Origin of the sequence: Nostoc sp. (assembly GCF_036916655.1) — a bacterium.
Classification (GTDB): Bacteria; Cyanobacteriota; Cyanobacteriia; order Cyanobacteriales; family Nostocaceae; genus Nostoc.
This window is the reverse complement of sequence record NZ_JBALFY010000019.1, coordinates 158,612-176,000: the sequence shown is the minus strand read 5'-3', so window position 1 is coordinate 176,000 and position 17,389 is coordinate 158,612. Positions and strand designations below refer to the sequence as shown.

13 protein-coding genes are annotated in these 17,389 nt (G+C 43.1%); 4 read left to right on the top strand and 9 right to left on the bottom strand.

Features of this window, described 5'->3' with window-relative positions:
- Positions 1–21: 21 nt before the first annotated feature.
- A complete protein-coding gene (locus V7L31_RS05030) occupies positions 22–219 on the bottom strand; it encodes a hypothetical protein (protein ID WP_334695216.1) in 198 nt (65 codons plus the stop codon).
- Positions 220–284: 65 nt separating this feature from the next.
- Between V7L31_RS05030 and V7L31_RS05025 the strand changes: the two genes are divergently transcribed.
- Together V7L31_RS05025 and V7L31_RS05020 are read left to right on the top strand one after the other, a co-directional pair.
- On the top strand, positions 285–1,598 hold the full coding sequence (locus tag V7L31_RS05025; RefSeq protein ID WP_334695215.1) for an amino acid permease: 1,314 nt from the start codon (positions 285–287) through the stop codon (positions 1,596–1,598).
- A gap of 74 nt (positions 1,599–1,672) precedes the next feature.
- Positions 1,673–2,218 (top strand): RNA 2'-phosphotransferase, encoded by a 546-nt coding sequence (locus tag V7L31_RS05020; RefSeq protein WP_334695214.1) that lies wholly within the window; start codon positions 1,673–1,675, stop codon positions 2,216–2,218.
- A 101-nt stretch (positions 2,219–2,319) separates the two neighbouring features.
- Here V7L31_RS05020 and V7L31_RS05015 read toward each other — a convergent pair whose 3' ends face one another.
- From V7L31_RS05015 to V7L31_RS05000, 4 genes are all read right to left on the bottom strand, one after another.
- Entirely contained in the window at positions 2,320–3,528 is a 1,209-nt protein-coding gene (locus V7L31_RS05015) for a NupC/NupG family nucleoside CNT transporter (protein ID WP_334695213.1), read from the bottom strand.
- A 217-nt stretch (positions 3,529–3,745) separates the two neighbouring features.
- Positions 3,746–4,402, bottom strand: coding sequence for a hypothetical protein (locus V7L31_RS05010; protein WP_334695212.1), 657 nt, complete (start codon positions 4,400–4,402; stop codon positions 3,746–3,748).
- Between the two features lie 163 nt (positions 4,403–4,565).
- Positions 4,566–6,554: a S8 family serine peptidase gene (locus tag V7L31_RS05005; protein WP_334695211.1), complete on the bottom strand. Its 1,989-nt coding sequence runs from the start codon at positions 6,552–6,554 to the stop codon at positions 4,566–4,568.
- A gap of 525 nt (positions 6,555–7,079) precedes the next feature.
- Positions 7,080–7,289, bottom strand: a complete 210-nt coding sequence (locus V7L31_RS05000) for a hypothetical protein (RefSeq protein ID WP_334695210.1) — start codon at positions 7,287–7,289, stop codon at positions 7,080–7,082.
- On the opposite strand from V7L31_RS05000, the gene V7L31_RS04995 reads away from it, so the two are divergent.
- The gene (locus V7L31_RS04995) at positions 7,274–7,828 is read left to right on the top strand and encodes a hypothetical protein (RefSeq protein WP_334695209.1); all 555 of its coding nucleotides are present in this window, start codon (positions 7,274–7,276) and stop codon (positions 7,826–7,828) included. The genes V7L31_RS05000 and V7L31_RS04995 overlap by 16 nt on opposite strands.
- Before the next feature lie 191 nt (positions 7,829–8,019).
- On the opposite strand, the gene V7L31_RS04990 is transcribed toward V7L31_RS04995, so the two are convergent.
- From V7L31_RS04990 to V7L31_RS04975, 4 genes are all read right to left on the bottom strand, one after another.
- Positions 8,020–8,622: a superoxide dismutase gene (locus V7L31_RS04990; protein ID WP_292848210.1), complete on the bottom strand. Its 603-nt coding sequence runs from the start codon at positions 8,620–8,622 to the stop codon at positions 8,020–8,022.
- 908 nt (positions 8,623–9,530) lie between these two features.
- Complete coding sequence (locus V7L31_RS04985) at positions 9,531–11,138, bottom strand: bifunctional pantoate--beta-alanine ligase/(d)CMP kinase (RefSeq protein WP_334695208.1); 1,608 nt, start codon at positions 11,136–11,138, stop codon at positions 9,531–9,533.
- 386 nt (positions 11,139–11,524) lie between these two features.
- Positions 11,525–13,675 (bottom strand): serine/threonine-protein kinase, encoded by a 2,151-nt coding sequence (locus tag V7L31_RS04980; protein WP_334695207.1) that lies wholly within the window; start codon positions 13,673–13,675, stop codon positions 11,525–11,527.
- 71 nt (positions 13,676–13,746) lie between these two features.
- Positions 13,747–15,438 (bottom strand): serine/threonine-protein kinase, encoded by a 1,692-nt coding sequence (locus V7L31_RS04975; protein ID WP_334695206.1) that lies wholly within the window; start codon positions 15,436–15,438, stop codon positions 13,747–13,749.
- A 192-nt stretch (positions 15,439–15,630) separates the two neighbouring features.
- Here V7L31_RS04975 and V7L31_RS04970 point away from each other — a divergent pair, with 192 nt between their 5' ends.
- Complete coding sequence (locus V7L31_RS04970) at positions 15,631–17,199, top strand: phenylacetate--CoA ligase family protein (protein WP_334695270.1); 1,569 nt, start codon at positions 15,631–15,633, stop codon at positions 17,197–17,199.
- Positions 17,200–17,389 lie beyond the last annotated feature (190 nt).

Genomic DNA, 17,389 nt, shown 5'->3' with positions numbered 1-17,389 from the left:
GTCTTGTTTGAAGTATTCCCTTTACACTGGCTTTTCTAACAAATTACTTAGATGGCGAAATTTGGCTATTAGATTTACCACTAACGCGACTAGTGTCAATCGAATAACCAATGTCAGGAGGGGGTTCGATGCTTGGGGGCGATGCGGTATTGTGGAGAGTGCGATCGCACTTTTTGTGAATGTACTACGAAAATTTTGCTGAAAAACCCTGATGTTCATGGTTTTTGCGAAGAATATTTCCCCATGCTAATATTGTTAGCTTGGTTTAAGTACAGATATTCAGTATGGTTCCCGTAAAGACTGTTCTCAAAGATTCAGAGGAAGTCACTCGGTTGTTTTCTCATCTCGAATTTGATGGCAAAAAGCTTAATCATCAACCGGGTAGTCTATTGGGAAGTACTGCGTTGATCGCAGGAACCACCGTCGGGGCGGGGATTCTCGCTCTACCAGCCGTTACCTTGCCATCTGGTATTGTGCCATCCACATCTGGATTAATTGCTGTTTGGCTCTACGCTTTATTTTCAGGGTTATTGATTGCAGAAGTTACCTTAAACACGATGCGAACACAAGGGCGTTTGAGTATCGGTTTTTTGGGAGTTGTAGAAAATATCCTTGGTAAGTTGGGAGCGCGAATTGCTGGAGGCGCATATTTATTCATGCATTATGCTCTCTTAGTGGCATACATCACTGAAGGTGGAGAGATTTTAAGAGTTGCGGCGGCAAAAGTCTGGGGTGTGCAGATATTGCCGATGTGGTTAGGTACAACGACTTTCACGCTCTTATTTGGTGGCATTATGTATCTTGGGCGAGAAAAGTTTATTGAGAAATTAAACAGCGCCTTTGTTGGAATTGTGATCGTTTCCTTCTTGGGACTATTATTTTTAGGAGGAAGCCACATTCAGACTACCCAACTCTTATTTCAGGATTGGAGTGCCCTTGGTAGTGCTATTTCAGTGATGTCTGTAGCGCTGTTTTTTCAAAACGTTGTGCCGCTAATTGTGACACAACTTGAAGGAGATGCCTGCAAAATTCGTCAGTCCATCTTGATTGGTTCTGTGATTCCTTTAATTATGTTCTTGGCGTGGAATGCCGTAATTTTAGGAAGTGTCAGTCCTGATATGCTACATGGCACATCTGATAGTAGTGTTTTTGATCCACTGCAAATTCTCCGAGCTGGTGGTGCAGGGCAATGGTTAGGAGTATTAGTATCCATTTTTTCAGAGTTTGCGATCGTCACATCATTCATTGGATTTGTGTACGGATTGCTGGATTTGTTCAAAGATATTTTCCTTTCTACAAAGGGTGGATTTGCTAGCCGCTTACCCCTCTATTCGCTGGTTCTTTTCCCTCCTATGACTCTCGGAACGCTCAACCCCAGCATCTTTTTTACTGCCCTAGATTACACTGGAACATTTAGTATCTCAGTTCTAGGTGGAATTATTCCGGCGTTAATGAGTTGGAAGCAACGTCAAGAACAAGAAAACTCAAATAGTGTCAATCAACCACTCGTTCCTGGTGGAAAGGTGACGCTCATTGTGATGATTGGAGTGGCATTAGCCATGATGGGACGACAAATTCTGTCAATTTACCATCATTGAAGGAGAAAGACCCGATGAAAATTTAATGTAACATATAGGTATACGATTGTAGTATAAGTTTCGGACACAATTAAATGAGTGATTCTCGCCTCGTTAAAATTAGCAAATATCTGAGCAAATATCTGCGACATACACCGGATGCAATTGGAATTCAACTGGCTCCCGGTGGTTGGGTTGATGTTGATGAACTACTTAGCGCTTGTGCTAAAAACAAATTTCCGCTCACCCGTCAAGAATTACAGGTGGTAGTTGAATCCAGTGATAAACAACGCTTTTCTTTTGATGCTACAGGTAATCTGATTCGTGCTAACCAAGGACATAGTGTAAAAGTCGATTTACACTTAGAAGCTGTTGTTCCTCCAGATGAACTTTATCACGGCACGGGACACAAATCTGTAGAGTCAATTCTGCAAACAGGACTTTCCAAAATGTCGCGGCATCATGTTCATTTATCAAAGGATATTGCAACAGCAAAAACTGTTGGTGCAAGACACGGAAAACCAGTGGTTTTTGCTGTAAATGCTGCGGCAATGCATCAGGCGGGTTACATCTTCTATTGTTCTGCTAATGGTGTTTGGTTAGTTGAGAATGTACCACCTGAGTATCTACAAAAAATTTGAACTGGGAATTGGGGATTGGGGACTGGGGAAAATCATGAGTAAGATTTGCTTGGGATCTGAATCCCCATTCAAATATTCAAATCTTCCAAGTCCCCCCCACTTCAAATCAATATCCCAGCAATACAAGCGGTGATAAAACCCGCTAAAGATCCGCCAATCATTGACTTTAGACCCATACGAGCTAAGTCATGTTGGCGATTAGGTGCTATCCCTGTAATGCCGCCAATGGTAATGCCAATTGAACCGATGTTAGCAAAATTACATAATGCATAAGTCGCAATAATTACTGCGCGTTGGGAGATTTTACCACTTTCAATTAGTGCTTTCAAATCCAAAAAAGCAATAAACTCATTCAAAATTGTTTTTGTACCCAACAAAGCCCCAACTTGCCGACAATCAGCCCAAGGTACGCCCATCAGCCACGCCACGGGAGCCATAATAAAAGACAAAATCCACTGTAACGAGAGTTGCTGGAAACCCACAAATGACCCTAACCATCCCAGTAAGGCATTGAGGGCAGCTAATAATCCCAAAAAGGCGATAATCATTACCCCAACGTTAACTGCTAGCTTCACGCCGTCAATTGCTCCAGTAGTAGTAGCATCAATTACATTTACATAATTGGTTTTTACATCCGCTTTGACCTTGCCAACCGTTTCTGATACTTCTGTTTCTGGATAAAGTAATTTTGATACCACCAACGAAGTGGGAGCAGTCATAAAGAAAGCAGCAATCAAGTGTTCTGCTGGTATGCCAAAGGAAAGATATGCCCCTAAAACTCCAGCAGCAATTGTCGCAAAACCACCCGTCATTACGGCATGGAGTTCCGATTGCGTCATATTTGCTATATAAGGTTTAACTATCAGCGCCGATTCTGTGGGCCCCAAAAAGATGTTAGCTGCACAGGATAAAGATTCCGAGCCTGATGTTTTCATCGTCTTCATCATTACCCACGCCATCACATTTACAACTCGCTGTAAAATGCCGTAGTAATACAAGACGCTGATGAAGGCGGAGAAAAAGATAATTGTGGGCAGCACTTGGAAGGCAAAGAAATGATCCTTAAAATTTTCTCCAAAGACAAATTTGGCACCGACATCAGAAAATGCTAAAAATTGGCTGACAATATCTCCGAGAGATTTAAATATATTTAGACCCCAAGGAGTTTTAAGAATCACTATCGCAAACACAAACTCCAATCCCAAACCCCATGCCACGATTCGCCAACGCACCGCACGACGATTAACAGAAAAGGCGTAGGATATACCGATAAAAACTAAAATTCCCAACGCAGAGATAGCGCGTTCCATTTTTACTCCCAAAAAGTATCGCTAAGGCACTTAGTCAAAGAGCATACACAAAATACGGCTATTTTTGTGGCTTTTTAGTCAATTACTAGAGTTTTGATGTGTAAATAAGAATTTAGCGATCGCACATTTAGCAGATTTATATTTTCTGACAAATTTGTCTTCTCAAACTTTAAGCACACTTATATTAATAGGAACATTCAATGTTAACAGGAAAAAATTAATATTTTTTGTAAGCTGAGTTGAAGCAAAAGATAGTTACGCGATCGATGTTTAAAGCTTTACGAATTTCTTCTGAAGTAGTTTTGAGAACATCTTCCTTATTGAAGGATTCTCGCACCCAACGGGTAATTTTGATTAATAGTTGGGAGTAATTCGTTTCGGCTTCTTTCTCTGGCACCAAAATCGAAAACAGGTCTGTGAATAAGGTGATGTTTCTCTCTAACATCACTAATTCATCTTGGCTAGCGATAAAAACTTGAGTAAACTCACTGTCTGGACGTAGCCGATTTTTGATATTGTTAGAAATTGCAGCAGCGTTGCTAACTCGACTAATAACTCGATTTGTCACAAAAACAGCGATCGCACCAGCTAAAATTGCTGTAACCCCCATACCAGTTAACAAGAGTGATAGTTGTCTTTGTAGGGCAAGTTCAATTTCTGTTGAGCTTTTGACACTCTCAAGTCTTACTTGCGGAATTTGTTTGCTAATTAAATTAATGCCGTAGTAGTAAGTAGTTGTTCCAATTGCAACCACAGCCAGGACACTAATACTGAGTGCCCACACTATTGCTTTAGTCTTTAAACTCCATTTTTGCTGCCATAGCCTTTGTTGACGATTTCGCCTTGCTTGCTTTTGAGAAAAAGACTGGCTCATAAATCAAACCTGGAGTGCTGCAATTGAGAGTTAAGTAAATAACCTCACCCACCAAATTTTACACAAAATTAAACAACGACTGGTTTTCAGGAGTATTTTAAGGCAGTAATCCTCTACATCCAAGTTCATACCTCAATTCAGCAACACCCACAAACGTATTGGCTTAAAATCCAATTTCAATGGTCAAGCTGCGAATCTTTCCTATATCTGCGTTAGCTTTATCTGCAACTTCTAGAATCCAGGTTCCTTGAGGACTTTTACCTTTGAAGGCAGCAAGTTTAGGGGTGTTTACCTCATCATAAGTCGTTTTGATGTTATCTGTAGCTCCGCCCTGGCGATCGTGCAGAACTATTGGCAGTATGGCAGTTTGCACTGGGGGAAGGAGAGTAACTATAAGATCCCCAATATAAGTATGCTCGATGTCTACTAGAACTTTGATGGATTTCAAAAGGGTGGTATTAGCGATCGCCAACGATAATGTTGATACTTGCAAATCATTAATGGGAATATCTTGAACTGCTTTAAATATGCTAATGGGCGATGTTTGAGCAGGCTTGGCCAACTCTACAGCTTTGAGAGCATTAATTCGACCGTAACCGTAGAAAGGGCTATGACCATTGGCATCATATTTACCTCCAGTGGGGTCAATGCGATCGCTAGAACGTTTAAAAATATCTCGCACTTCATCCCAACGCAGATTTGGGTTTCTGGCAAGAATCAAGGCTGCAACACCCGCAGCACCCGGACAAGCGCTGGAAGTTCCGCCAAATTCATTTGTGTAGTTGCCTGCGGCATCACCTAGATTCTGATTACCCGAATTATAACCAAGTACACCAGAGCGATCGGTCGTCCAAATTCCAGAGGTTTGAGAACTATCACCATTGTTGCTGGGGAAGGCGCACCAGACCGCTTGACCAAAGTCACTATAAGCGCTTCTCTTACCGTAGTCATTACAAGCTGCCACCGCAATCACTTTTTGGTAGCTGGCGTAGCCGTCGTTATCCACGCTTTCATTACCATTGCCAGCAGCGAATAAAACTACACAACCCTTGCCGTTGCGCCCCTTGTTGATTGCAAAATCTATAGCAAGTCGTGTGGAATCAGGCAGAGGTACTTTTTGCTTGTGTACAGGATCGTCTGGCTCAAACCAAGTACCGTCTGCTGGGCCCCAGCTACAAGAAATCACATCAGCACCATTTTGAGCCGCCCAAATAAAAGCATCTGCTTCATCTTGTGAACCCAACGCCGAAGCTAAACGAATCGGCATCAGCTTTGCGCCTGGTGCGACACCAGATGCCCCAAAGTTGCCGTTTCCACAAGCTACACCAGCACAGGATGTGCCGTGGTTATTATCGTTTCCTGGTCTGGGATTGTTCGTTTTACGTGTGACATCACGTGGGGCAACAATCTTGCCGGAGGAACGGAACTCTTCATGATCGAGATCCACACCGTCGTCGATAATTGCAATAATTGTCCCTGTGCCATCGCTCAACTTCCAAGCTGCTTCAACGTTGGCGTGGGCGTTGATTATCTTACCATTAATTGTTGTTTGCTTTAAGTGCCACTGCTGCGGGAAAACCTGACGTTGGCGTGATTCACGCGCTAGTTCAGGATGGCACAGTTCCACTGATTCTTCATTCAAAAGTCTCTCGGCAATGTCAAAGACGGCCATACCAGTATTTGTAGGCGCGCTGACAAAATAAGCATTTCGTGCGTATTCAAGTTGGCGTTTAATTGTTAAGCTATAACGTCTTAAAACCTCTTGGCAGACCCTTGACCCTTCCTCGCTGTCAAATTTAACAAAAAGGTTTTCAGTGTAAACTACAGGTTGTTGGGATATTGGATCGATCAGGACACGTCCGGCAAATTGGACTTCAGATTCATTGTTGAGAATTTCACGGGCGCGATCGCGCAAAGCGACACCCTGATTCGGAACTTTCGCTTGCAAAATTTCTACACCCGCTTGCCGAAACCGTGTTGTTAACTCAAATTGATTGAGGATACTACGAGCTATGGGTGATACAGGTGCGACTTCAAAGGATCTTGCACCCACAATAGTGCTTCGGCTTTCAGTACGTACTACAACATGTTCGTTGCTGATCGCAAATTCATACTTTTGGCCGTTCTGTCCACCATAGCGAACCTGAACCATTGTTTAATCTCCTAAATGTTTTGAAAATTGGGAATTGGGCATTGAGAAGAGGCAGAGGGGCGGGGTGCGGGGGGCAGAGGGGAAAACTTTTCTCCCTTTCTCCCTCCCTGCCCCCTGCTCCCTTGCTTCTTTCCCAGCCCTGAGTGGGGAATTTCACTCATTACTCATTACTCCTAAGAGTCATGGGGAAACCGTATTATGCCTTAATTTTAAGGACTGCTGCATACATAGTGAGATGCTGTTTAGTTTATGGATGTTTTTTATTTCATGTGTTATATGTGTATTACGATACAAAATTTAATCTATCTAAATTCATACAAGTCTTCGATTCGTTTTTCCAGAAAAGAGGAGATTCAAAATCAGGTTGCTTTAAAAATCTTCACTACCAGTAGGAACGAACTGTACGTCAATGAAGAGGAAAGGGGGCAGGGAGCAGGGAGCAGAGGGGAGAACCCCATAAATAAATTTAGGGGCTAATAAAACGGACGCATTATTTCTCTCTACGAGACGCCAAAGGCGAACGTGCTACGCATCTCGAAATAAATATTTTTGCTTTTGGGCATAAATAAATTTAGGAGCTTGAAACCCGAATAGCAGAGTAATTCCAGAATCTTTCTCCCTTGCCCCCCGCTCCCTGCTCCCCTGCCCCTTGGTCACTATGAAAAAAATCCATTTTATACCACTGAAAAACGCTATAACATCATTAGAACTTGAGAAAAATGTTTTATTTTCCATCTGAGTATTTTCTACAGGTTTACTCTCTACCCCTGAGTGCTGAAGTGAGATTGCAAAAAGATTCTTTTTCTGAGTATCCCCAACAAATTCGCGTTGGTAGCGGTCGCACTGCTGTATCCTACACTCGTAAGTCTGGATACTATGCAATACATTACAATCAAGCCAGCACCGTGCCAGCAAATGCTATTTTACAACTGAATAACGGTGCGATCGCAGTTTTTTCAGGCGAACCCAATCAATCAGAAAAGGGTCTATTAAGTCCAATTTATACACTAGAAGCAAATGCTTCCTTAGCAGTCCCCACTGGACTGGTTTTTATTCGCTTTCCTGAAGGCGTTGACGTGGAGTCGCAGCGCGAGGTTATTAATCAAGCGGGTTATGAAGTAGCACAAAGCCTTTATTATGCGCCTCATACCGCTTGGTTGCGTGCCAAATCAGGTAATATTTTTGATGCGATCGCTGGAATTTCGCAGTTAGAAGCGATCGCTAATGTTGAGAATGTCGAACCTCAAATGCTTATGGAAAGAGGTTGGAGATAAATTATAAATTACAAACTATGCATCTGGTGAGGGGTTTAAAAATTATTGAAATATCTCATTTGCCCAGATAATTAAAAGCAGCCACGACACTAGTCATGACTGCTGGTAATTATTAATAAATTAACTGGTTGTCTCCGCTTCACATATTTATTAAAAGCTACTGTTACAACCAATTTAAGATTGACAGATGATTAAGCTTTAGCAAAGTTTTCAGCAGCAAAGTCCCAGTTAGCCACTTTGTCTAGGAAATTCTTGATGAACGCTGGACGGGCATTTCTGTAGTCAATGTAGTAGGCGTGTTCCCAAACATCCAAGGTTAGGAGTGCTTTTTGTCCATGAGCTAGTGGATTTTCTGCATTCGGTGTTTTAATCACTTTCAGCGTACCACCATCATCAATCAACCAAGACCATCCGCTACCGAACTGAGTTGCGGCAGCGTTAGAGAACTCTTCTTTGAATTTGTCAAAGCTGCCGAAATCTTTGTCAATCTTGGCTGCAAGTTCACCAGTGGGTGTGCCACCACCGCCTGGCTTTAAGGAATTCCAGAAGAAGGTGTGGTTCCAAACTTGGGCGCTGTTGTTGAAGATTCCCGCCTTAGAGGAGTCTTTGAAGGAAATTTGGATTACTTCTTCCAGAGACTTATTGGCAAGTTCTGTGCCTTCAACCAGCTTGTTCAGGTTGTCTACATAAGCTTTGTGATGCTTGCCATGATGATACTCTAAGGTTTCGCCTGATATACCAAAAGGCTCTAAAGCATTCAATTCGTAGGGTAGGGCGGGTAGTGTAAATGTCATTTTATGAAATCCTCTCTTTACCGGTTTCCAGTTGAAAGCTATTGCAGAAGCTTAGGAAATTAGCAGCTTTTGTTTTTGACAGTTTTATGATTTTCATGATGAAACATAAAACTTAACATCGTTATTCTACTACCAAAGTGAAGATGAAAACAAAGTACTTTTGTGATAAGTTAAATCGCTAGTAATTGCTGACTATAAATAAAAATGGCTAATATTTCACAAATTCCAGAGACTAATAAGTAATTAGCATTTAGTAATTCCGGCTTTCATACTTCCATCTTGAGTACGATTATTGCGATGTCAAAAATCAGTCTAAAGCCAGATGATTTAATGCTTAATTAATCTAATATTTTTAGTACGAGGCTGAAAGTTATGATTTTCAATCAAGATAGCCAATAGTCAAATTAGCTATTTTGTTTTTAAGAGTGTTCCAAAAAATAAATGATCCAAAAGCCGTCATAGCGATTGCTTCGCTTCAATCGCTATGACTGGGATTGCTTCGCTTCACTTGCAATGACAATTGGGGATTTTTTTACTTCGAGTACTCTAAATGCAGTTTTGAGGATGGTGGGTGAATAATCATTCCCCGCATTTCTCACAAGCTTGAAATGCAGAGGTGCAGGGGAGCAGGGGAGCAGGGGAGAGTTCAATGTGCCTTGTTCTTTCCCCTCTGCCCCTCTGCCTCTCTGCTCCTCTGCACAAGCTTTTGAGAGATGTGGTGAGAAATCCGGGATTCACCCACCACTCTTTGAAACTAAACAACTAACAGCAAACAGCGATGATTAGGGAACTCCAAGAAATAAATTATCCAAAGTTGTGGGGTGGGCAACATGAGCGCCATATCAACTGGGCTATCGTGTCGCCCACCCCACAAGAGTTAATTGAATATTTTTTTATTTGAAAGTCCCTTACCACCCAGATAAACGCTGCTGGTAATAGCTAACGATTTGTGCTGTGACTTCAGACACGTCCAAACCATCGGTTTGAACTTCGATCGCATCTGCTGCTTTTTGCAAAGGAGAAACTTTGCGATTGCTATCTTTCCAGTCACGTTCGGCGATGTCGTGTTCTAGCTGCTCTAAACTCACTTCGGGTTGACCTTGTTTGTTAAAGTCTTGCTGGCGACGACGGGCGCGTTCGCTGACTGAAGCGGTTAAGAAGATTTTCACTTCGGCATCGGGGAACACGTGAGTACCGATATCCCGACCTTCAGCGACTAAACCACCTCTTTTACCCCAGTTTTGCTGTTGTTTAACAAGTGCTTGACGGACAGCGCTTTGTGCGGCGATCGCCGATACTTGAGAAGTTACCTCAATGGTGCGAATTGCCTGGGTAACATCAATACCGTCAATCCAAACCCGCACAGACGCTTGTAAGTCTTGGGTGGGAGTAAGTTCAATTTTGCACTGATTAGTTAATTCTGCGATCGCACATTCATCATCAATAGCAATCCCTTGTTGTAGTACTAACCAAGTGACAGCACGGTACATCGCTCCTGTATCTAAATACACTAAACTCAGGTTTGCTGCCACTTGCCGCGCCACTGTGGATTTTCCAGCACCGGCTGGCCCATCAATGGCGATAATAGGTTGACGATCGCGCAATATCGTATTGTCAATCAAACGTGTAGCACCAAGACGAGCTGCGATCGCCAACATTCCTTCCTCCTCAACTTTTTCTAAAGACATTAACGTAGTCGGTTCAACCAATTCAATATATTCCACTGAGACCGTGCTGACCATTGCCACTTCTTGCTGTACCACTGCTATTAACTTGTTGCTATTGCGATCGCCTGCCCGAAACGCGGCTTCAGCCCGTCGCAAGCCACGATATAACACCGCTGCTTGCTCTTTTGCCGTTGCAGTCAAATATTGATTACGAGAACTGAAGGCAAGACCCGAAGCTTCCCGCACTGTTGGACAAGCAACAATTTCTACTGGCAAATTTAAATCAGCTACTAAGCGTTTAATAATTGCTAGTTGCTGACCATCTTTTTGACCAAAGTAGGCACGATTGGGCTGCACCAAATTGAAAAGTTTGGTAACAATCGTAGCTACACCCTGAAAGTGACCCTGGCGAGAACGACCACACAAGCCTGTTATCATAGCAGATGGGGGGATAACTTGTGTAACTTTTGATTCTTGTATACTCTTCTGAGGAACGGCCATCTCTTCCGCAGTCGGTGCAAAAATAGCATCTACCCCAGCTTGTTCGCAAAGTTGTTGGTCTTGCTCTAAAGTGCGGGGATAGCGTTGATAATCCTCATTGGGAGCAAATTGCAGCGGATTAACAAAAATACTCACAATCACCGTAGAATTTTCTTGTCGCGCCCGTTGGATCAAGCTTAAATGACCTTGATGTAAATTCCCCATCGTTGGCACCAGACCGACTGCCGTCTGATACCAGCCAGTAATGTCATCTAGTTTCAGATTCTCAGTAACCGTTATCTGTTTGTTTTCTAAGCAGCGTTTAGTTAAATAGCAGCGTAAAGCTGCCACTGTTGTCAGCAGGCGCACAAAAATACCCCTAGTTCTTATCGATCCCTCCCCCGCTAGTTTATATCTGAAATCGAGGGAAGAGTTAAGCTTTTCATCTCATGTCTGGTTGAGGGGAGTGGGGCAATGTTGCTTGGATAAGCAGGGGAGGCAGGGGGCAGGGGAGGCAGGGGAGCAGGGGAAGCAATACGGTTAGGTTAAAGTTAGAGACGCTGAATCACCGTTTCTACAAAAGACTGATTATTAGAATACTCCACATAAAAAAATGCCCAATTGTCATTGCGAGCGAAGCGAAGCAATCCCAGTCTTTGCGATTGCTTTGCTTCGCTCACAATGACATGTTTTGGATCATTTATTTCTTGGAAGTCTCTTACTGATTCACCTATCAAAACTTTTGGGACAGACCACTATAGTTTTGTCTCCGGCGTCGGTGTGGGTGTGGGTGTGGCAGCTTCTATGGGAGTTGGTGTCGGAGTTTCCGTTGGCGTTGGTGTGGGAGTTTCTGTAGGCGTTGGTGTGGGTGATGGGGTGGAAGTTGGCGCTGGTGTCGGAGTTTCTGCTGTGATGGTGAGTTGATAATCTACTGGTTTTGTTGCTGTGGAAACCACGACAAACTCGTAAAATCCGCTTTCTGGTAATTTAGTTGACAAACTACGCTTAGTAGAATCTTCTAGAAATTGAATTTTACCAGAGGGTGAATAAACTGATAATAAAACTTGAGAATTTCCTTGTAGTTTCAAGTCCAGAAATTGGTTTTTGGCAAGTCCAGCAATAAATACCTTACCACCACCAGGTTGAAGAGTACCGTTAACCGTTTTGCTGATCGCACCTGGATCAAAGACAAGTTTCTGGAAAGTGCTACCGGCAAGGATAGCGCTAAGTTGATCGCTAACAAAACCATACCAAACTTGTCCAATGGGCTGACCTTGGAAATTTTTACCTCGCTGTTCAGGAAATACACTGAAAAAAGCAGCATCTCCTAAATCATATAAGGAACGACTACCAACGTTGATTTTATTGACTTCTACTTTCCAGCGATCGCGTTCAGCAGTTGTGTAACTTCCCAGTTGTCGGCGGGCATTGGAACTCAGTGGCGCAAGTTTTTCTAGTAATTCTGAGGCGGTTGTATCCCATTCTGCGCGCAAACTCTCATCTTCAGAACCATTGCTGAGAGTGCGTCCTCGTAAACTGGGGTTTCTATCCCAAAAAACTTGATTTACTAAGTTTACATAGAAGTTAGAGCCAATACCCAATTGTTGACGGCGATCGCTTAATTTTTCTTTACGCTGCCGTTCTGCTGGTGAATATTGCGCTAAGGGATCGGTTGGTTGTTCACTGGTTGGAATTGGGCTGGCTGTGGGGGTAGGTTTGACTTCCCCGATATCGCGGCGGCCAGTCACTCCCCACCAAATTAATCCAATACTACCAGCCGCTAGCACCGTTATTAGAAAGGTTTTTGTTGGTGTCCACCACGAGGGAGGGGGGGGAGATGAGGGGGATGAGGCGGATGAGGGGGATGGGGGAGGTGGGGAGATGGCGACGGTGGCGGATGTGGGTTGTGGTGGAGTGGGGTATTGAGTAGGGGGATAGTTTGCTGGGGGGGGTGAGTTGATAGCTTGGAGTACTTGACGGGCTGATTGATAGCGATCGCCTGGTCTAGCAGATAGCATTTTATCTAATACTTGTCCCAAAACTTGACTCAGGTTAACTTCACGCCGCCACTGCCAGCTGAGAGTATAAGTATCAATTAATTCTTGGGGTTGTTTTCCTGTCAGTAAAACTAACATTGATGCGGCCAAAGCATACAAGTCGCTGTGGGGAGATACTAACCCAGTTTGCATCTGTTCTGGGGGAGCAAAACCTATTTTACCTAATAGGGTTGGTGATGGAGAAGATGCAACCATACCGGGTTGGTAATATTCGGAAGCAACGGTTGCTACTACTTGTTTGACACCGCCAAAATCAATTAACACTGGCAGTTTGTCAACAGTGCGAAGCATTAAGTTATCTGGAGAAATATCTCGATGAATAACGCCAATGGAGTGAATATATTCCAGCACTGGCAAAAGTTGCTGCAACAATTGGCGTACTTCCGCCTCGGTAAAGCGCAAACCCTGTTGTATTCGGGCATTTAACAACGAGTTGTAAGTTTCCCCTTCAACATAATCTTGCACCAAAAACAGATATTCTTTACCGCCTAAATTTAGCCGCAACAGTTCCCGAAAGCGGGGAATTTGGGGATGTTGCAGTTTATAAAGAACACTCGCCTCTCTCTCAAATAGTTCTTCAGCTTTTTGGACAACGTAAGCGGTTTGAATTTGCGGAGAAAATTCTTTTAAAACACAAAGTTCGCGAAAACGGTTGACATCTTCAGCTAAATAAGTGCGTCCAAAGCCACCTTGGCCAATTTGACGCACAATCACATAGCGATCGCCTAAAGTTAATCCCGGTTGGATACTATAACTCATGGATGCACCCGACAATTTTTCACCACACTGGAGACAAAAGCGACTACCTGGGGAATTTTCATGTCCTTTAGAACAATATATTTTAGTCATTAGTTATTAGTCATTGGTCATTAGTCATTTGTTATTAGTTATTTGTGACTCTTCCCCAGTCCCCAGTCCTTTTACTTGCCAGATTGTACTTTACTGACTTGATCGGCTGCGATCGCATACCAAACTTGACCAAAAGTCTGTTGATTCAGTTTCCCACGCTGCTGACCAGGAAACAACCGATCAAATTTTTCATTTGTATCTTTGGTCAGCTGATCGATTGTATAATTTCCAAACTGCCCCGATCGCGCTTGTCGTCTCCATGTTTCGTAATCTTGTGCAGTATATTTACCGAGTTTTCGACGAGATGCTGTACTGATATCAGCCTGTTCTATTTTATTCAATAAATCGTCAGCAACACCAGACCATTCATCTCGTAAACCAGCATCTTCAGGTTTAGATGTCAGGCTACGTCCTTTTAATTCAGGTTTTTTTGTATAAAATAAATCATCTACAAAGCGAATAAAAAATCCTTCAGGAATTTCTAGCTGTTGACGACGATTGATAATTTCTTGGAGGTTGCTATTTTTTCCTTTGTCGCTGACTGGCTTACTACTTGGAAATTGGGGAATTTGCGGTAATGAAGGTAATGAAATTGATGGGATGGTGATTGAAGTTACGGCCCGAATGGCTGCATTTCCCGCCGCTAAAGTTAATCCCACTAAAGCCGTCCCCCCTAAACTGATCGCAAAAGGTCGAATCCAAACAGGCCAAGACATCGGTTTAGCAATTGCTTGCGTTTTGCTCTGAAATCTACTCACAATCGCACTGGCGCGTTGTCTTCCCGGAGCAACTACCATCGTCTTAATCTTGCTAGTAATATAATTACCTGGGGATTTAGTCGCAGTTGGCGATGGTATATCTTTGAGGATTTGCTCGGCTCGTTGATAGCGATCGCTCGGTTTATAAGCTAGCATCTTTTTTAACACCGCTTCTAGGTGCGAGCTAACTTGGATTTCCTTTCCCCATCTCCAAATTCCCTGATAGCTGTCGTATAATTTTTGTGGTTCTTTACCTGTGAGCAACACTAATGCAGTCACAGCTAAAGAATATAAATCGCTACTAAAAAAGGCTTGTCCTTGCCGTAGTTGTTCTTCTGGAGCGTAGCCTTTTTTACCCAGCAGAGTGTTATTTCCAACCAACTTAGTGCGCCAAAAACCTTGAGAAGCCGGCAACTGCTTGACACCGCCAAAATCAATTAGCACTGGCAGATTATCAGAACGTCGGCAAATCAAGTTATCAGGAGAGATATCACGATGAACGACATCTTGCGAGTGGATGTAGGATAAGACTGGTAAAATTTGTTGCAGGAGGGTGATTACTTCCGCTTCACTAAAGGTTTTGCCTTGACTTTCACGCTGTTCTATCAACTGGTAGTAATTATCCCCATCCACATAATCTTGCACGAGAAAGAAAAAATCTTTAGCGCCTATTTGTACTTGTAGCGAGGCGTGAAAACGCGGAATCTGTGGATGCTGGAGTTTTTTCAGAACATTCGCTTCTCGTTCAAATAACTCTTTAGCTTTTTGTAAATCTTGGTGTTCTTGTACTTGGGGTGCAAATTCCTTCAGCACACAGGTTTGATGAGATTTCTTTGTATCCTCCGCCAAATAGGTGCGTCCAAAGCCACCTTGTCCTAGTTGACGGATAATTTGATAGCGATTATCTACAACCTGTCCCACAGCTAGAGGTAATGGTTCACCGCAATGGGTACAAAAGCGGTTACTACCATTATTTGTATGTTGTTTACTGCAATAGAGCTGCATGGTGCTGAAGGATAAATTAAGGTTTTATTGAATAACTACAACGCGCCTATCCCCATTTTCGGATATCCTACGAATTACGCTAGCGATCGCCCAGCATCTCGTAGAGAGGAACAAGCTTTATTACGAATTACGAATTACGAATTACGAATTAATTTTAACGGTGTTGATTTTACTCCAGGAACAACAAGGGTCATGAACCGGAAATCAAGACAACAGCAAGTAATCAAAGCATTTGAAGATTTTTTGTCTACCCCCCTAGAAACATTACTGCAACGGCATCTCACCACTCAAACTTCGGTAGCTTTGAGTTTATTTCACGATGTAGCGGCTAATGTACCTGCCTACAAGGCGTTTTTAGCAGAAAGAGAAATTAATCCCGCCACTATTCAAACCTTAGAGGAGTTTCAAAAACTCCCAGCGATCGCTAAACAAAATTATATCCTGCGTTATCCCTTAGCTGACTTGTGCCACAACGGACAACTAGAAGCGTGCGACATGATAGCTGCTTCATCCGGTTCCAGTGGGAAACCGACATTTTGGCCTCGTTTTTTCACAGATGAACTCCAAATCGCCACACGCTTTGAACAGATTTTTCACGATAGTTTCTATACAGATGGCAGACGTACCCTAGCTGTGATTTGTTTCACTTTAGGCACTTGGGTAGGTGGGATGTTTACCACTAATTGCTGTCGTTATCTTGCTAGCAAAGGTTATCCCATCACTGTAATTACTCCTGGTAACAATAAAGAAGAAATATTGCGAGTTGTCCAAGAACTAGGTTCAGAATTTGAACAAGTGGTGTTATTGGGATACCCACCATTTTTAAAAGATGTCATTGATACTGGTATCGCTCGTGGTGTTGAGTGGCAGCAATATCAGATTAAATTAGTGATGGCGGGAGAAGTATTTAGTGAAGAATGGCGGACTTTAGTTGGTGCGAGAATTGGTTCACAAAATCCTTGCTATGATTTTGCATCACTCTACGGCACTGCGGATGCCGGAGTTTTAGGTAATGAGACACCGTTAAGTATCTGTATTCGCCGTTTTTTGGCAGAAAATCCCGATGCGGCTAGAGTTTTATTTGGGGAATCGCGTTTACCCACGCTAGTACAATACGATCCTTGCAATCGCTTTTTTGAAGTTCAAGACGGCGGATTGCTGTTTTCGGGAGATAATGGTATTCCCTTAGTGCGTTATGACATTTTAGATACTGGCGGAATAATTAGTTATGATACCATGCTGCAATTTTTAGCAGAATGGGGATTTAACCCTGTTGCAGCGTTAGAGAACTCAGCACTGCCTCAACGCCCCGCTATCGCTAACAGCACTCCCCACTCCCCACTCCCTACTCCCCACTCCCCTAGAGGTATTCATCAGCTACCTTTCGTTTATGTCTTCGGGCGTTCCAACTTTACAGTTTCCTACTTTGGTGCAAATATCTATCCCGAAAATGTGACGGTGGGATTAGAACAACCAGGAATTCAAGAATGGGTAACGGGTAAATTTGTGTTGCAGGTGAAGGAAGATGCAGACAAGAATCGATTTTTATCAGTGGTTGTGGAGTTAGGAGCAGGGGTAGAGGGTAGTGAAGAGCGAAGAGTTGCGATCGCATCTTCTATTCTTTCACAACTGCTACGGCTAAATAGCGAGTTTGCTAATTATGTTCCGGCAGAATATCAAATACCACAGGTTACATTAGCGCCAATGGGGGATGCTGAATATTTTCCGATTGGGGTGAAACATCGTTATACCCGTCAATAGTACTAGGCGCGATGAATCGCGTCTCTACAAGGGGCGATCGCAAAAACAATCGCATCCCCATTCTGTTCACAATATCTGTTTTATTAGGGGCGAGGCATTCCCTGGATTGCGGAAAGGTCGGACGCGATAGATTTACGAGACGCGATGAATCGCGTCTTTACAAGGGATTACTGCTTCCACATTTCCCTTA

Bases quoted from the DNA above. Each gene is read 5' to 3' on its own strand.
- V7L31_RS05030 (WP_334695216.1), bottom strand. From the start codon at position 219: ATGAACATCAGGGTTTTTCAGCAAAATTTTCGTAGTACATTCACAAAA.
- V7L31_RS05025 (WP_334695215.1), top strand. From the start codon at position 285: ATGGTTCCCGTAAAGACTGTTCTCAAAGATTCAGAGGAAGTCACTCGG.
- V7L31_RS05020 (WP_334695214.1), top strand. From the start codon at position 1,673: ATGAGTGATTCTCGCCTCGTTAAAATTAGCAAATATCTGAGCAAATAT.
- V7L31_RS05015 (WP_334695213.1), bottom strand. From the start codon at position 3,528: ATGGAACGCGCTATCTCTGCGTTGGGAATTTTAGTTTTTATCGGTATA.
- V7L31_RS05010 (WP_334695212.1), bottom strand. From the start codon at position 4,402: ATGAGCCAGTCTTTTTCTCAAAAGCAAGCAAGGCGAAATCGTCAACAA.
- V7L31_RS05005 (WP_334695211.1), bottom strand. From the start codon at position 6,554: ATGGTTCAGGTTCGCTATGGTGGACAGAACGGCCAAAAGTATGAATTT.
- V7L31_RS04995 (WP_334695209.1), top strand. From the start codon at position 7,274: ATGTTTTATTTTCCATCTGAGTATTTTCTACAGGTTTACTCTCTACCC.
- V7L31_RS05000 (WP_334695210.1), bottom strand. From the start codon at position 7,289: ATGGAAAATAAAACATTTTTCTCAAGTTCTAATGATGTTATAGCGTTT.
- V7L31_RS04990 (WP_292848210.1), bottom strand. From the start codon at position 8,622: ATGACATTTACACTACCCGCCCTACCCTACGAATTGAATGCTTTAGAG.
- V7L31_RS04980 (WP_334695207.1), bottom strand. From the start codon at position 13,675: ATGACTAAAATATATTGTTCTAAAGGACATGAAAATTCCCCAGGTAGT.
- V7L31_RS04975 (WP_334695206.1), bottom strand. From the start codon at position 15,438: ATGCAGCTCTATTGCAGTAAACAACATACAAATAATGGTAGTAACCGC.
- V7L31_RS04970 (WP_334695270.1), top strand. From the start codon at position 15,631: ATGAACCGGAAATCAAGACAACAGCAAGTAATCAAAGCATTTGAAGAT.